The following is a 13110-nucleotide window of genomic DNA, read 5'->3' on the forward strand; positions in this document are numbered from 1 at the left end:
CGTCGCAACTTTTACAAGGCGACGGCGTAGCCCTCCACCAGCACCGCCTGCAGCGCCAGATCGCGGTTCAGTACCACCACATCGCCCCAGGCGCCTGCTTGCAAACGCCCGCGGTCTTGCAGGCCCATGTGGTCGGCAGCAAACGTAGACACGCGTTTGGAGGCATCCGCCAAGTCCAGCCCCAGTGTGTCCACCAGATTACGCAGCGCCTGGTCCATGCTGAGGACTGAGCCTGCCAGCGTGCCGTCGGCCAGGCGCACACCGCCCATGCACTTGGTCACCGTATGGCGGCCCAGCTTGTAGTCACCGTCGGGCATGCCCGCGGCCGATGTGGAGTCGGTCACGCAATACAGCTTGGGAATAGCGCGCAGCGCGGTGTGGATGGCACCGGGGTGCACGTGCAGCAGGTCAGGGATGACCTCGGCAAACTCGGCGTGCGCCAGCGCGGCGCCCACCATGCCCGGCTCGCGGTGGTGCAGGGCCGACATAGCGTTGAACAAATGCGTGAAGCCCGTGGCACCGCAGCGTAGAGCGGCCACACCCTGCTCGTAGCTGCCCGTGGTGTGGCCCAACTGCACCTTGAAACCTTCTGCCACCAGTTGCGCAATCAGCTCATGGTTGCCACCCACCTCGGGCGCCAGTGTGATCAGGCGGATGGGCGCCATGGCGTGCAGGCGGTGGATTTCGTCAAAGCTGGCGGGCCGGGCAAACGGCGGCTGCGCACCCAGCCGGGCCTCGCTGATGTAGGGGCCTTCGAGGTGCACGCCCAGCACGCGGGCGGCGTTGTCCACACGTTGTTTGCACAGCGCCCCCATGGCGGCGAAGGCCGTGTCCAGGTCGCTCTGTGGTGCGGTCATGGTGGTGGCCAAGAGCGAGGTGGTGCCGTGGCGGGCATGCAACGTGGCCACGTGCAGGGCCGCGTCGCCGCCCTCCATGATGTCGTGGCCCGCACCGCCGTGCACATGCAGGTCGATAAAGCCGGGCAGCACGATGGGCACACCGCTGTCGCGCACCGCAGCAGTCGCCACGGGCGTGCCTTGGACGCTGGCAATGCGACCCTGCGCATCGAGCGTCAGCGTGCCGTGCACAAAACCCGTAGGGGTGAGGATGTGGCCTTCAATGCGGGTTTGCAAAGTCGTCATGGCGGTGTCCTTAAGTTTTCAGTTCGGCCACAAAGTCGTAGTAGTCGCTGCGGCAGTACGACTGGGTGTGCTCCACGGCCACGCCGTCGGGCAGGTAGGCGGTGCGGCTCACCCACAGCAGGGCCGCACCAATGGCGATGCCCAGCGGCGCGGCCATGGTGGCCTCGGCATTCACGGCACGAATGTGCTGCACCGCGCGCACGGGCGCCAGGCCGCTGCGCGCCAAGTGCAGATAGAGCGAACCTTCCAGGTCCTGCGGGCGCGGGCAGGCAGTCAGCAGCACCGTGCTGCGCTCGTAGGCCATGGGCACCCCGTCCGCCAGGCGCAGGCGCTCCAGCCGCGCCACGCGGGCGCCGCGCGCCAGTCCCAGGGCTTCACGCTCGGCCACGCTGGCGGCGGCCACCTCACGCGTGATCCAGGTGCTGCTGGGCATGTAGCCGCGCTGGCGCAGCTCTTCCGAAAAACTGGCCAGCTTGGACAGCGGCTGCTCCAGCCGCGGCGCAATGAAGTTGCCCGAACCCTGGCGGCGCAGCACCAGGCCCTGGCCTACTAGCACCTCAATGGCCTTGCGCGCCGTGATGCGCGACACACCCAGTGATTCGGACAGCACCCGCTCTGACGGCAGCGCCTGGTCCACCCGGTAGGTGCCGGTGCGGATGTCGCTCTCCAGCTGGCGCGCCAGCTGCAGGTATAGCGGCGAGCCGTCCGGGGGCAGGGTGGAGGATGCAAGAAGGGTGGGCATGGGCACGGGTGGTTTTTATTGATAGTACCACTTCAATACCAGCTAAATCAACCGCTATGTTTTGTATAGCTACTGGCGCAATAGCTACGGGGGCTAGAGGCCAATCTGATAGAGTTTGCGCTCCCCCACCCCTGGACCGCACCGCCATGGCCACGTTTGAAACCGAGTTTCTCAACCACTACCTACAACTCGGCCTGGGCTCCATGCCCAAGGCCGACATTGACGCGCTGGTGATGCACCTGCTGGACCAGCACGGGCTGGACGGCTCGGGCCCTCTGGCGCGGCTGAACAACCAGACCGTGAGCGAGCGCCTGAAGACCCCCGTGGCCAAAGTGAAGAAGCTGCGCTACGAGGCCGCGCTGAAGTTTGGCGGCCGCGTGGAAGACCAGGCCGCCGGGCGCCTGCTGGCCGCGCTGGCCAATGCATCGCTGGAGCCGCAGGGCGACAAGATCTGTCTCATCATCGAAGACACGCTGGCCAAAAACTGGCTGCAGGGCCAGCTGAAGATCTACCAGCACATCTTCGACCACCCCTTCAGCACCGAGATCATCCGTGTCTCGGCCGATGGGCTGTTCCAGGTGCTGGAATCGCTGTTTGGCAAGAAGGAGTTGGCCGCTTTCCGCGCGGGCTACGACAAGGCCAAGGGCACCAAAGATGCGGCCGCGCGCAAAAAACTTTTCAAAGAGACCGCCCTGGGCTTTGCCAAAGATGCTGCCAAGGCCGCGGGCGGCACGGTGCTGGCGGTGGTGAAGGGGCAGCTGGGGCTGTAACCCCGCCATGTGCATTGCGCACAAAATGTCAAAACCAGCCCCCGGCGCTGGGCACCATCGTGGCTCCTCTTCAACCACCAAGGAGCATCCATGAACCACGCACAGCAAACCACCTGGGAAACCTACGCCGCCTCCTGGAAGGCCGCTACCGTCGCAGAAAAGCAGGCCCTGTTCACTGCCAGCCTGGACCAGAACTGCACTTACACCGACCCACTGGGCACCGCCACGGGTTGGGACGCACTGACGCACACCATGCAGGGCTTTCACCAGCAGATACCAGGCGGCTACTTTGTCACCCAACAGTTCACCAGCCACCACCAGCACTGCATGGTGCAGTGGAAGATGTACGGCGGTGACGACGCGGTTCTTGGCGAAGGCACGAGCTTCGGCCAGTTCAACGACCAGGGCAAGCTGGTGGCCATGACCGGTTTTTTCGACACCCCTTAAACGACACCCATCAACGGAGCCCCTGCGTGTTCTACCTGCACCGGATTCAGCGCGGCATTGACTTCATCGAAGCCCACCTGGACGCTGACATCGCCCTGGCCGATGTGGCCCAGGCCGCTGGCTTGAGCCAGTGGCACTTTCAGCGCATCTTCAAGGCGCTGACCAATGAAACGCTGAAGACCTACATCCGGTCCCGGCGTTTTGCCAAGGCACTGGACCAGTTGCTGACCACGCGCCTGGGCATTCTGGACATTGCCCTGGCAGCGGGGTACGACACGCAGGAGAGCTTCACCCGCGCCTTCAAGACCTGCTTCCGGCTGACGCCCAACCAGTACCGCAAGTTCGGCACGCGCAGCCTCTTCGTCAAGAAGATCCAGTTTGACGAGGACTACCTGCGCCAGCTGCACCGCAACGTATCACTCACGCCCGACATCCACCAGCGCCCCGCCATGCAGCTGGTGGGCCTGGAGACGCAGTTTTACGGCGCCGATTCGGACAAGGACAACCTGGCCAAAAAGCTGCCGCCGCTGTGGGCCAACTTTCTCCCCCGGCTAGGCGAAATTGCGCACCGCGTGCCGGGCGTGTGCTACGGCGTGGTACGCCAGACCGCCAGCACCTCGGACCTACTGCACTACCACGCCGCCATCGAGGTGTCACAGCGCGGCCCGCTGCCGCCGGGCATGGTGCACCTGGAGCTTCCCCCAAGTCACTACGCCACCTTTGAGCATCGCGGACCGGTAGGCATGGTGAACAGCACCGTCAACTACATCTACGCCAACTGGCTGGCAGGCGCCGAGCAACGCCACAGCGGGGGTGCGGACCTGGAGATTTATGGTGCTGACTACAACCCCGCGTCCAACGCTTCGGTAATGCACTACGCCGTGCCACTGGCCACGGTCGCCTAGCCTGCTGGCCCTCAAGGCGGCGGGGCGTACTTGCGCAGGAGCTCCGGCATCTTCTCTTGCCGCAGCTTGGCCAGCCTGGCCCAGAGCCGTTCGGCCCGCAGCGGGTCTTGGGCCACAAACTGATGGCTCAGCATCAGGTAGTAGGCCTTGGTCTCCAGCGGAATGGATATCTTCTCTACTTCGCTCATGGGGTGGCTGCCCAGGTAGCTGTCGGCGGCCTGCTCTTGCATGACATACGCCGCGATGCGCCCCATCGCCAGCTTCTGAAAATTCTGCTCCGTGGTCTTCACCTCTTCTGCCTTCAAGCCCCAACGGGCCAGCTCAGCGCCAATGGAAAACGTGGAGTTGAATCCAATGGTGCCCTCGCCCAGGCCCGACACCGTGCGCCCATCCCAGGTGAAGGGTGAGCCCTTGAGCCGGTAGAACACATACGACTGGCTGAACACGCGCGCGCCTTCGTCGGGCTTGCCGTCCTTCATGGGGTAGCGGCCATAGGGCAGGCGGTCGGGAGCATAGGAAAACGAAAACGCGGCGTCGATGTCACCGCTTTGCAGGCGTCTAAAGCTGCGCAACTGCGGGGAGCGTTCGTACTCCACCTCCATCCCCAGCTCTTTGGCCACAAGGTTGACCAGCTCCACGATGGCGCCGGGCGGGTCGGCCATGCGGGGCCCGTTGCCCATTTGGTAGGGCGCGGCCTCGATGTCGGAATAGGCCACGCGCAGTTTTTGCGCCATCACCGGGCCACCCGCCAAAGCCAGCGCAGCGACCACCCAAAGCATCCAACGTGTCATGCTTGTGTTCCCACTGCGTTCAATGCGCAGTTGGTGCCCAGTATTGCGCGTGGGCAGGCGGTGTCAAGCGTTTTTGGCAGTGCTCAACCCGGCAACGACGCTGCCACGGTTTTCAAAATCTCGTCTGACAGCGCCTCGTCGTCCACCGCGCGCGCCATGATGAGCGCGCCCACCATGCTGGCGTAGGCCACCACGGCGCGCTCGCGCTTCAGCGTCTTGATGCGACCCGGTGCCAGCGTGGTGAACATGTCCAGCAGCTTGCGCGTGCCCTCGGTCACGGCGCGACGCAGGCTGGGGCCCTGGCGCGCAGCATCGGCGCCCAGTGCAGCCATCACGCAGCCCTCGCCCGGGTTGTCACGGTGCTGCGGGCTCAGGTAGGCCTGCATCACCGCGGCCAGCGGGTTGCCTTCGGTGTGCTCGGCCAGCCCGCTCCAGATCTCGGCCGCGTTGGCGAACGAACGGCCGCAGGCCTCGGCCATCAGCTCTTCCTTGGAGGCGAACTGGCCGTAAAAGCCACCGTGCGTCAGCCCCGCACTCTTCATCAAATCAGCCACGCCAATGCCGTCAAACCCGCGTTCGCGGAACAGGCGGCCGGCCACTTCGAGCACGCGGTCGCGGTTCTGGCTGGCTTGTTCCCTTGTGACTTTCATGGTCTTTCTCCGGTAGGTGTTGCTATTTTAAATGATGATCGACATATAATTCAATCATGACGACCGTCATTTAAAAAACCAACCCGAGGAACCCACCATGCAAATCAAAAACTCTGTTGTTCTGGTGACCGGCGCCAACCGCGGCCTGGGCCAAGCCTTTGTCAACGCACTCTTGGCCGCTGGCGCCGCCAAGATCTACGCCGCCGCACGTGACCCCGCCAGCATCACCCTGCAAGGCGTGGTGCCGCTGAAGCTGGACGTCACCAACACCGCCGACATTGCCGCGGCCGCCGCACTGGCTACCGATGTGACGCTGCTCATCAACAACGCCGGCATCAGCCGCAGCTCGCCCTTCTTGGCGGCGGACAGTGCCACCGCCCTGCGTGCCGAGCTGGACACCAACGTCTTCGCCCCGCTGGCGCTCAGCCAAGCGTTTGCACCCATCCTGAAGGCCAATGGCGGCGGTGCCATCGTCAACGTGCTGTCGGTGCTGAGCTGGCTCAACATTGCGGGTGCTGCCACCTACAGCGCGTCCAAATCGGCCGCTTGGTCTCTCACCAACGGCTTGCGCGGCGAGCTGCGCGCGCAGGGCACGCAGGTGGTGGGGGTGCATGTGGGCTTTATGGACACCGACATGGCCCGCGGCGCGCCCGGCCCCAAGGCCGACCCGCTGGACGTGGCACGCCAAACGCTGGCCGCGCTGGAGGCCGGCCAGGACGAGGTGCTGGCCGACGAACTGAGCCGCGGCGTGAAGCAGGGACTTTCGGCCCAGCCTGGTGTCTACTTGGGACAAGCGGGTTAAGGCACCCTTAGCGCGCCCACAGGAGCACACCATGCAAGCATTCATTGTTGATCGTTACGGCAAGGGCAGTGGGCAGCTGGGCGACATGCCCGAACCCACGCTGCACGACCATGACGTCCTGGTCCAGGTGCACGCGGCAGGCGTCAACCCGCTGGATTCCAAAATCCGGGACGGCGAGTTCAAACTCCTGCTGCCCTATGCGCTGCCCCTCGTTCTGGGCAATGAATTTGCGGGCATGGTGCTGCGGGTGGGCAGCCAGGTGCGGCGCTTCCATGTGGGTGACGCGGTGTACGGGCGCCCTGCGGCGCACCGGATTGGTAGCTTTGCAGAGCGCATTGCGGTGCACGAAGACGACATTGCGCTCAAGCCGAAGACCCTCAGCATGGAGGAAGCCGCCTCCCTGCCCCTGGTGGCACTGACCGCGTGGCAGGCCCTGGTGGAGCGGGCTCGGGTGCGCCCGGGGCAGAAGGTCTTTATCCACGCAGGCTCGGGCGGGGTGGGCACCCTCGCCATCCAGCTCGCCAAGCACCTGGGCGCGCAGGTGGCCACCACCACCAGCACCGCCAATGTCGCGCTGATGAAGCAACTGGGGGCGGACGTCGTCATTGACTACAAACAGGACGACTTTGAAGCCCGTCTGCGGGACTACGACGTGGTGCTGAACAGCCTGGACGCGCAGACCCTGCGCAAATCCCTGGCCTTGCTGAAGCCGGGCGGCCAACTCATCTCTATCTCGGGCCCGCCCGACCTGCGCTTTGCACAGCAGGCCGGTCTGAACTGGGGCCTGCAGCAAGTCATGCGCTTGCTGAGCTACGGCATCCGCAGCCGGGCGCGCCGCCGCGGCGTCGACTACTCCTTCCTCTTCATGCGGGCCCATGGCGAACAGCTGCGCGAGATTGCCACGCTGATCGACGCCGGCGTGCTGCGCCCGGTGGTGGACCGTGTTTTCCCTTTCACATCGGCCGCCGAGGCCCTGGCGTATGTGGAGAGCGGCCGGGTCAAGGGCAAGGTTGTGCTGCGCATGGAGTAGCAGCGGGGCCAGGGGCGCAGGCTGTCAAACATTTATCGCGGCCGCCCCATCTCGTCTGCCACCCGTGCCTGGTAGGCTTCTATGAGCCCTTCGGCTTTCATTTTCTTGAACGTTTCCGCCAGGCGCAGCGCCAGCTCTGCATGCTTGCGCTGCATATACAGGTAGATCGGGATAGTGCCCAGGCCCAAGACCCTGCGAATCCGCGCCGCGCCCGTGAAGCCCGGGGCGCTCAATACATCGCGCACCGGGTAATCCAGATCGCAATACAGATCGGTGCGCCCCGCCAACAGCTTGTTGATCCCCTGCTCTTCGTTGGAGATATCGGACAGCCGGTCCACAGGAAGCAAAGGTTTCAATATCGTCTCGCAAAACAAGATCCCGCGCCGGTATTCCACCTGCCAGTTGGACTTGCGCATGTCGTCCAGCGAATGCAGGCGCAACACCGGATTGGCCGTATACAGGCCAAAGCTGTACTCAACAAAGGGCTCCTCCACGCGAACCAGGTTGGGGTGCGCTTCACCGTAGGCATGCACGCGCCCCCCATCGATGTCGATTTCACCCGCATCCATCATCATGGTGCGGCGCGCCAGGGGGTAGTTGACGATCTGGACCGCAACCCCCAGACGCCGGAATGCTTCCTGGAAAACCAGCTTGGACCAGCGGTTGGCATAGGTGGCGGGATCCGCAGCGCCCCCCAGGATCAAGGGGCCGGCGGGTTCAGCGGCAAGGGCGTGCACCCCGCACAGGCAGCTGGGCAACAACAGGCACACCGCCAATAGACGCCTCAAGAGAGCCCGCAGCATGGACTGGACCATCGCAGGGTGTGTCACACCTATTCTCCAATTTCGAAACACAGTTGCGCGCCGACAAAGTATCGCACTGGGGTGCGCCATGTAGCAAATGCCGTGCCATCACTATTATTTTGATAGCTGCTCGCGCATATTCCACGGGGGCTAGGGGCCCAATTCGTTCACAACCGCGGCCAACTGGCGGGACCAAGGGCGTAGTTTCTGTTTGCGCAAAGCAGGCGAACCGGGCAATATCGTTGCCGTGCCCTTTTCCCTCACTGTCTGTCACCAGTTGATTGGAGTTGAACATGCCCCTGGCCAATATCAAGATCGGCGTCAAACTGAGCATTGCCTTTGTTGTCGCAGCCCTCTTAACCATCGCGCTGGGCATTGTGGCCCTGCTGCAGCTGGGCCGGGTGACCCAGAACACTGAAGACCTGGCCACCAACTTCCTGCCCGGGGTAGAAGTCAGCTCCGCAGTGCGCGGCACCATCAACGACATCCGCCGGGCCGAGGCGCGACTGATGATCTCGGACACGCCCAAAGAGATTGAAGACCAGGAGGCCCGCATTGCCACCGGCAAGAAGAAGCTGACCGAGCTTGAAGGCAAGCTGCAGGTGCTGATGGATTCGGGTGCCGAGAAGGCCTCCATCGTCAAGTTTCAGGAACACAGTGCCGCCTGGCTGGTGCTGGACCAGAAGATTCTGGAGTCCGTGAAGAGCGGCCCCGATGGCAAGGCCCCCGCCATCGCGCTGTACAAGAAGGAAAGCGCCGTCGCCTTCAACGCCGCGCTGGCCGACATCACCGCCATCAACGACGACAACTCCAAGGTGGCTGCCGAGGGCTGGGCCAGCGCCCAGGTGGTGGCCCGCAATGCGCGCCTCACCGTCACCGGCACCATTGCGCTGGCCGTGGTGGTGTGCATCGTGCTGGCGTTCACCATCACCCGCAGCATCACCCGGCCCCTGGCCGAGGGCGTAACGCTGGCCGAAGCCGTGGCCGCCGGCGACCTGACCGTGCAGGTGAACACCAGTGGCGGCGACGAGCTGGGCCAGCTGCTGCGCGCCATGGACAACATGAAAAACGGCCTGCGCAGCGTGGTGACGCGCGTGCGCCAGGGTTCGGAAGGCGTGGCCACCGCCAGCTCCGAGATTGCCCAGGGCAACCACGACCTGAGCGCCCGCACCGAACAACAAGCCAGCGCGCTGGAAGAAACCGCCGCCAGCATGGAAGAGCTGTCCTCCACCGTCAAAGCCAATGCCGACAGCGCCCGCCAGGCCAACCAGTTGGCCAGCAGCGCGTCCACCGTGGCCATGCAGGGCGGTGAAGTGGTGGGCCGGGTGGTGCAAACCATGAAGGGCATCAACGAGAGCAGCCGCAAGATCAGCGACATCATCAGCGTGATTGACGGCATTGCCTTCCAGACCAACATATTGGCGCTGAACGCTGCGGTAGAAGCCGCGCGGGCAGGTGAACAAGGCCGTGGCTTTGCCGTGGTGGCCAGCGAGGTGCGCAGCCTGGCCGGCCGCAGTGCCGAGGCCGCCAAAGAGATCAAGCAGCTGATCACCACCAGCGTGGAGCGCGTGGAGCAAGGCAGCGCGCTGGTGGACAAGGCGGGCGAGACCATGACCGAGGTGGTGACCAGCATCCGCCGCGTGACGGACATCATGGGCGAGATCAGCGCCGCCAGCACCGAGCAATCGGCCGGGGTAACCCAAGTAGGTGAGGCCGTGACCCAGATGGACCACGCGACCCAGCAAAACGCCGCGCTGGTGGAGCAAATGGCCGCCGCGGCCAGCAGCCTCAAGAGCCAGGCGCAAGACCTGGTGCACGTGGTGTCCACCTTCAAGCTGGGCGGCGCAGACGACCGTCCTGCGCTGGCCTACGCTTAGGGCGCGGCTAGTTCAGGTCCAGGTATTTCTTGGCCAGCGCCTTGCCGTGGGTCTTGCGGACCTCGGCAATGTGCTTCCACAGCTGGGTGGCGATGGCGGGTGACTTGTCGAAAAACTGTTTGGAGAACGGCAGGTAGTAGTCCTTGGACGAAAACGGCACGGGCAGCTTTTGCACGCCCGTCAGGTGCTTGTCCTCGATGACCAGGTCCACCTGCAAGTCTTGCCCCACATACCCCGCAATGCGGCCCATCAGCAGCTTCTGCAGGTTGTTGGCGGTGCTGGTCGCTTCTTCCACGGGGACGCCCAGTTTGCGTACCTCGTCCGCCGCCGAATAGCCCGCATTGACACCCACCAGTGCCTGCGACGGGCTGAACTGCCGGTTTTCCCATTTGAAGGTGGAGCCGGTTTTGACATACACGCTGTAACTCAGCGTGGTCAGGCTGTAGGCCGGGTCGGGCGCGTCGCCCAGCATGGGGTAGGCGGCGTAAGCGGCACGCTCAGGGTTGTACGACAGCAGCAGCATGGCCTGGGCGGCGCCGCTTTCCAGCTCGCGCAGGGCGCGGCGGTTGGGCAGGCGCTTCCATTCAATCTTGCAACCCATCTTGGAGGCCGCCAGCGTGAGCAGCTCGACGGCAATGCCGGGGTTTGGGGGAATAGCCTCGCCATCCCCCAGGTAGTAGGGCGGGGAGGCCTGGTCGCTATAGACGATGCTGAAAGGACAGGCTAATGCCACCTGCGCAAAGCAGCTCGCGAACACGCAAACAACAACACGCAAGAGATAGTCCATGGGCCCAACGACATAGTTCGGGCAAAGTATAGCCACGCCCTATGACAAAGGTCCATCGTCGTGACACACCACGCGGTTGCGCCCACCGGCCTTGGCCTGGTACATGGCGGTGTCGGCCATGTGCAGCAGGGTGTCCAGGTTGTCGCTGTGCGTGGCCACCCCCACACTCACCGTGACCTGCAACGTCTGCCCCCGCCAAAGCATGGGGCTGTTTGCCACGGCCTCGCGCAGCTTTTCGGCCACGGCGGTGGCCGCTGCGGCATCCGTGTCGGCCAGCAGCACGGCAAACTCTTCTCCGCCAATGCGGGCGCACACGTCGGCCGCACGAAACTGCTGCACCAGCAGCGCACTCAGGTGCTGCAGCACCGCATCACCCCCACCGTGGCCGTGGGTGTCGTTGATCTCCTTAAAGCGGTCCGCATCGATCAGCAGCGCGCTTAGCGGCTTGGCCTGGCGCTGGCACAGGCGTGTGGTTTGCTCGCCCAGCTCCATGAACGAGCGGCGGTTGGCCATGCCCGTCAGCTCGTCAGTGCGGGCCATGCGGTCGGCTATCGCGTTGGCCTGCTTGAGCTCGTAGCTCAGCAGCAGCTGGCTTCGCATGGCTACCGACAGCACCTTGGTGGCGCGCAGCGCCCCCAGCATGTAAGCCGTGGTGGCCAGGCCCAAGCCCACGGCAATGCGGCTGGGCTGAAAAAACAGCCACACCGTGCTGGGCGCCAACAGGGTGACCATGGCACCCAGCGCCATGCCGCGGTGCACTGAGTAGGTGACCGTACCGCCCCCCACCAGCCCCACCACGAAGAACAAAATGACAAACTGCCCCGCCATATCGTCCGGCGGCATCAGCCACACCGCGCCCAAACCCCAGACCAGCGACGACAGCAACAGCGTGGCCGCATAGGGCCGCTCCCAGGCCAGCACGGCCCGGCCCACCGGCTTGGCCCGAAAGTACAGCAGGTACATGGTCAGCCGCACCATTGCGCTGGCCGCCAGCACGGCCAGCCAGGTGAGCAGCTGGGCCGAATCCACCCGGCCCCACAGCGTCCAGCACAAGATGCTGGCGATCAACAGGCTCTGAAACACCGCGGGAAACGACTGCGCGAACAACAGCACCAGCGTGTCGGCGTGCACCAGCGCGCCGCTGGCCACAGGGGGCGGGGCGCCAGGCAGGGCGTGGGAAAAGGCGTTGCGTTCACGCATGGTTCTTGTTCACTCCGTCTGGCAGCCGAGTGGGCCCGGCTTGCACTATGGTTTTGATAGCTGCTGGCGCACATTCCACGGGGGCTAGGGGCCGATTTCTTTGATAAAAAACCACACCCCCGCAAAAATCCCCTAGCCGCGCGCCAGCTTTGGGGGCATTATGGTTACATAAAGATACAAGTCACTCAGGGAGGGTGAACCGGAATGGCCACGCTTATTCCTGCATTGGGTTCGTGCGTTTCGCGCATGACCGGCGGCAAAGCTCCGCTCATCAGTCGCCAGCCAAGCCTGCGCGACGAAGCCTTTTCCATTGTCGAAGAGATGGGCAACGCCCATAAGGATGGCCACGCCTGGGGCGACGTGGCCATCCTGTGCCACGACTACTTCACCATGGACTTGTGCGCCCGCGCCCTGGAGCAACGCGGGCTGCCCTTCAACGTGCGCAAGCGGGCGGGCGACTTCACCCCCCGCGCCAACGCCATCCAGATCATGACCATGAAGGTCAGCAAGGGCTTGGAATTCCCCGTAGTGGCGCTACCCGGCGTGGGGCATATGCCTGCGGCGGGGGAGGATGAGCAGGAAGCGGCGCGGGTGTTCTATGTGGCGGCAACTAGGGCGACGCAGAGGTTGGTGATTGGGGTGGGGGGGGAAGCACCCTAGTTAGCGGCCTGATACAACTAATCCAGTAGCGACTTCACAAATTGCCGGAAATACAACCGTTTGATTGTCAGATTTTTAAAGGGAGAGAAAAATGCCAGAACTTAAATCCAGAATGCTTTTCATTAGCCATGCTTGGCAATACGACGATGCATATTTAACGTTAGTAAAGTGGTTTAACGAAGAACCTAACTTTTCTTGGAAAAATTGCAGCATCCCGAGCACAGATGCGCTGCCCGACAAGACGGTCGCAGGGTTGTCTCAAGGAATAACCCGACAAATTAACCCCGCTCAAGGGGTTTTAATCATTGCGGGTATGTACGCTGCGCACAGCGGCTGGATCGACTATGAAATAGGTGAAGCTCAACGCCTTCAAAAAACAATTATTGGGATTCGCCCTTGGGGGCAGGAGCGCATGCCCATAAAAGTCCAAGAAGCCGCACACGCTTTGGTCAATTGGAATAGTGCCAGCGTAATCGCTGCCATTCGTGCAAATATTTAAAAGGC

15 protein-coding genes are annotated in these 13110 nt (G+C 63.6%); 8 read left to right on the forward strand and 7 right to left on the reverse strand.

The genetic code is table 11. The features are described 5' to 3' along the window. Positions 1 to 11 precede the first annotated feature (11 nt). Both nagA and AC1DZ5_RS03455 read right to left on the reverse strand, forming a co-directional pair. Positions 12 to 1133, reverse strand: coding sequence for an N-acetylglucosamine-6-phosphate deacetylase (nagA, locus tag AC1DZ5_RS03450; protein WP_477887032.1), 1122 nt, complete (start codon positions 1131 to 1133; stop codon positions 12 to 14). Between the two features lie 19 nt (positions 1134 to 1152). Continuing rightward, positions 1153 to 1884 carry a GntR family transcriptional regulator gene (locus AC1DZ5_RS03455; RefSeq protein ID WP_477886078.1) on the reverse strand — a complete coding sequence of 244 codons (732 nt, stop codon included), beginning with the start codon at positions 1882 to 1884 and terminating at the stop codon, positions 1153 to 1155. 146 nt (positions 1885 to 2030) lie between these two features. Between AC1DZ5_RS03455 and AC1DZ5_RS03460 the strand changes: the two genes are divergently transcribed. From AC1DZ5_RS03460 to AC1DZ5_RS03470, 3 genes are all read left to right on the forward strand, one after another. After that, positions 2031 to 2654 carry a hypothetical protein gene (locus AC1DZ5_RS03460; RefSeq protein WP_477886080.1) on the forward strand — a complete coding sequence of 208 codons (624 nt, stop codon included), beginning with the start codon at positions 2031 to 2033 and terminating at the stop codon, positions 2652 to 2654. A gap of 90 nt (positions 2655 to 2744) precedes the next feature. Beyond that, positions 2745 to 3101, forward strand: a complete 357-nt coding sequence (locus AC1DZ5_RS03465; RefSeq protein WP_477886082.1) for a nuclear transport factor 2 family protein — start codon at positions 2745 to 2747, stop codon at positions 3099 to 3101. A 26-nt stretch (positions 3102 to 3127) separates the two neighbouring features. Beyond that, a complete protein-coding gene (locus tag AC1DZ5_RS03470; protein WP_477886084.1) occupies positions 3128 to 4006 on the forward strand; it encodes a helix-turn-helix domain-containing protein in 879 nt (292 codons plus the stop codon). 11 nt (positions 4007 to 4017) lie between these two features. Here AC1DZ5_RS03470 and AC1DZ5_RS03475 read toward each other — a convergent pair whose 3' ends face one another. Further along, a complete protein-coding gene (locus AC1DZ5_RS03475) occupies positions 4018 to 4797 on the reverse strand; it encodes a substrate-binding periplasmic protein (RefSeq protein ID WP_477886086.1) in 780 nt (259 codons plus the stop codon). 83 nt (positions 4798 to 4880) lie between these two features. After that, positions 4881 to 5447 (reverse strand): TetR/AcrR family transcriptional regulator, encoded by a 567-nt coding sequence (locus AC1DZ5_RS03480; protein ID WP_477886088.1) that lies wholly within the window; start codon positions 5445 to 5447, stop codon positions 4881 to 4883. A gap of 97 nt (positions 5448 to 5544) precedes the next feature. Here AC1DZ5_RS03480 and AC1DZ5_RS03485 point away from each other — a divergent pair, with 97 nt between their 5' ends. Continuing rightward, on the forward strand, positions 5545 to 6249 hold the full coding sequence (locus AC1DZ5_RS03485; RefSeq protein WP_477886090.1) for an SDR family oxidoreductase: 705 nt from the start codon (positions 5545 to 5547) through the stop codon (positions 6247 to 6249). A 31-nt stretch (positions 6250 to 6280) separates the two neighbouring features. Next, positions 6281 to 7279, forward strand: a complete 999-nt coding sequence (locus tag AC1DZ5_RS03490) for an NADP-dependent oxidoreductase (protein ID WP_477886092.1) — start codon at positions 6281 to 6283, stop codon at positions 7277 to 7279. 32 nt (positions 7280 to 7311) lie between these two features. On the opposite strand, the gene AC1DZ5_RS03495 is transcribed toward AC1DZ5_RS03490, so the two are convergent. Next, entirely contained in the window at positions 7312 to 8109 is a 798-nt protein-coding gene (locus AC1DZ5_RS03495; RefSeq protein ID WP_477886094.1) for a substrate-binding periplasmic protein, read from the reverse strand. Positions 8110 to 8375: 266 nt separating this feature from the next. On the opposite strand from AC1DZ5_RS03495, the gene AC1DZ5_RS03500 reads away from it, so the two are divergent. Beyond that, entirely contained in the window at positions 8376 to 9959 is a 1584-nt protein-coding gene (locus AC1DZ5_RS03500) for a methyl-accepting chemotaxis protein (protein ID WP_477886096.1), read from the forward strand. Between the two features lie 7 nt (positions 9960 to 9966). On the opposite strand, the gene AC1DZ5_RS03505 is transcribed toward AC1DZ5_RS03500, so the two are convergent. Further along, the gene (locus AC1DZ5_RS03505) at positions 9967 to 10746 is read right to left on the reverse strand and encodes a substrate-binding periplasmic protein (RefSeq protein WP_477886098.1); all 780 of its coding nucleotides are present in this window, start codon (positions 10744 to 10746) and stop codon (positions 9967 to 9969) included. A 39-nt stretch (positions 10747 to 10785) separates the two neighbouring features. Then, positions 10786 to 11946 carry a GGDEF domain-containing protein gene (locus AC1DZ5_RS03510; protein WP_477886100.1) on the reverse strand — a complete coding sequence of 387 codons (1161 nt, stop codon included), beginning with the start codon at positions 11944 to 11946 and terminating at the stop codon, positions 10786 to 10788. Between the two features lie 204 nt (positions 11947 to 12150). Here AC1DZ5_RS03510 and AC1DZ5_RS03515 point away from each other — a divergent pair, with 204 nt between their 5' ends. Beyond that, positions 12151 to 12606: a 3'-5' exonuclease gene (locus AC1DZ5_RS03515; protein WP_477886102.1), complete on the forward strand. Its 456-nt coding sequence runs from the start codon at positions 12151 to 12153 to the stop codon at positions 12604 to 12606. A gap of 91 nt (positions 12607 to 12697) precedes the next feature. Then, complete coding sequence (locus AC1DZ5_RS03520) at positions 12698 to 13105, forward strand: TIR domain-containing protein (protein WP_477886103.1); 408 nt, start codon at positions 12698 to 12700, stop codon at positions 13103 to 13105. Positions 13106 to 13110 lie beyond the last annotated feature (5 nt).

This window comes from Rhodoferax sp. P1_F3 (genome assembly GCF_056405715.1).

Excerpts from the sequence above, each read along its gene's own strand:
- AC1DZ5_RS03455 (WP_477886078.1), bottom strand. The coding sequence starts at position 1,884 with ATGCCCACCCTTCTTGCATCCTCCACCCTGCCCCCGGACGGCTCGCCG.
- AC1DZ5_RS03460 (WP_477886080.1), top strand. The coding sequence starts at position 2,031 with ATGGCCACGTTTGAAACCGAGTTTCTCAACCACTACCTACAACTCGGC.
- AC1DZ5_RS03465 (WP_477886082.1), top strand. The coding sequence starts at position 2,745 with ATGAACCACGCACAGCAAACCACCTGGGAAACCTACGCCGCCTCCTGG.
- AC1DZ5_RS03475 (WP_477886086.1), bottom strand. The coding sequence starts at position 4,797 with ATGACACGTTGGATGCTTTGGGTGGTCGCTGCGCTGGCTTTGGCGGGT.
- AC1DZ5_RS03480 (WP_477886088.1), bottom strand. The coding sequence starts at position 5,447 with ATGAAAGTCACAAGGGAACAAGCCAGCCAGAACCGCGACCGCGTGCTC.
- AC1DZ5_RS03485 (WP_477886090.1), top strand. The coding sequence starts at position 5,545 with ATGCAAATCAAAAACTCTGTTGTTCTGGTGACCGGCGCCAACCGCGGC.
- AC1DZ5_RS03490 (WP_477886092.1), top strand. The coding sequence starts at position 6,281 with ATGCAAGCATTCATTGTTGATCGTTACGGCAAGGGCAGTGGGCAGCTG.
- AC1DZ5_RS03500 (WP_477886096.1), top strand. The coding sequence starts at position 8,376 with ATGCCCCTGGCCAATATCAAGATCGGCGTCAAACTGAGCATTGCCTTT.
- AC1DZ5_RS03505 (WP_477886098.1), bottom strand. The coding sequence starts at position 10,746 with ATGGACTATCTCTTGCGTGTTGTTGTTTGCGTGTTCGCGAGCTGCTTT.
- AC1DZ5_RS03510 (WP_477886100.1), bottom strand. The coding sequence starts at position 11,946 with ATGCGTGAACGCAACGCCTTTTCCCACGCCCTGCCTGGCGCCCCGCCC.
- AC1DZ5_RS03515 (WP_477886102.1), top strand. The coding sequence starts at position 12,151 with ATGGCCACGCTTATTCCTGCATTGGGTTCGTGCGTTTCGCGCATGACC.
- AC1DZ5_RS03520 (WP_477886103.1), top strand. The coding sequence starts at position 12,698 with ATGCCAGAACTTAAATCCAGAATGCTTTTCATTAGCCATGCTTGGCAA.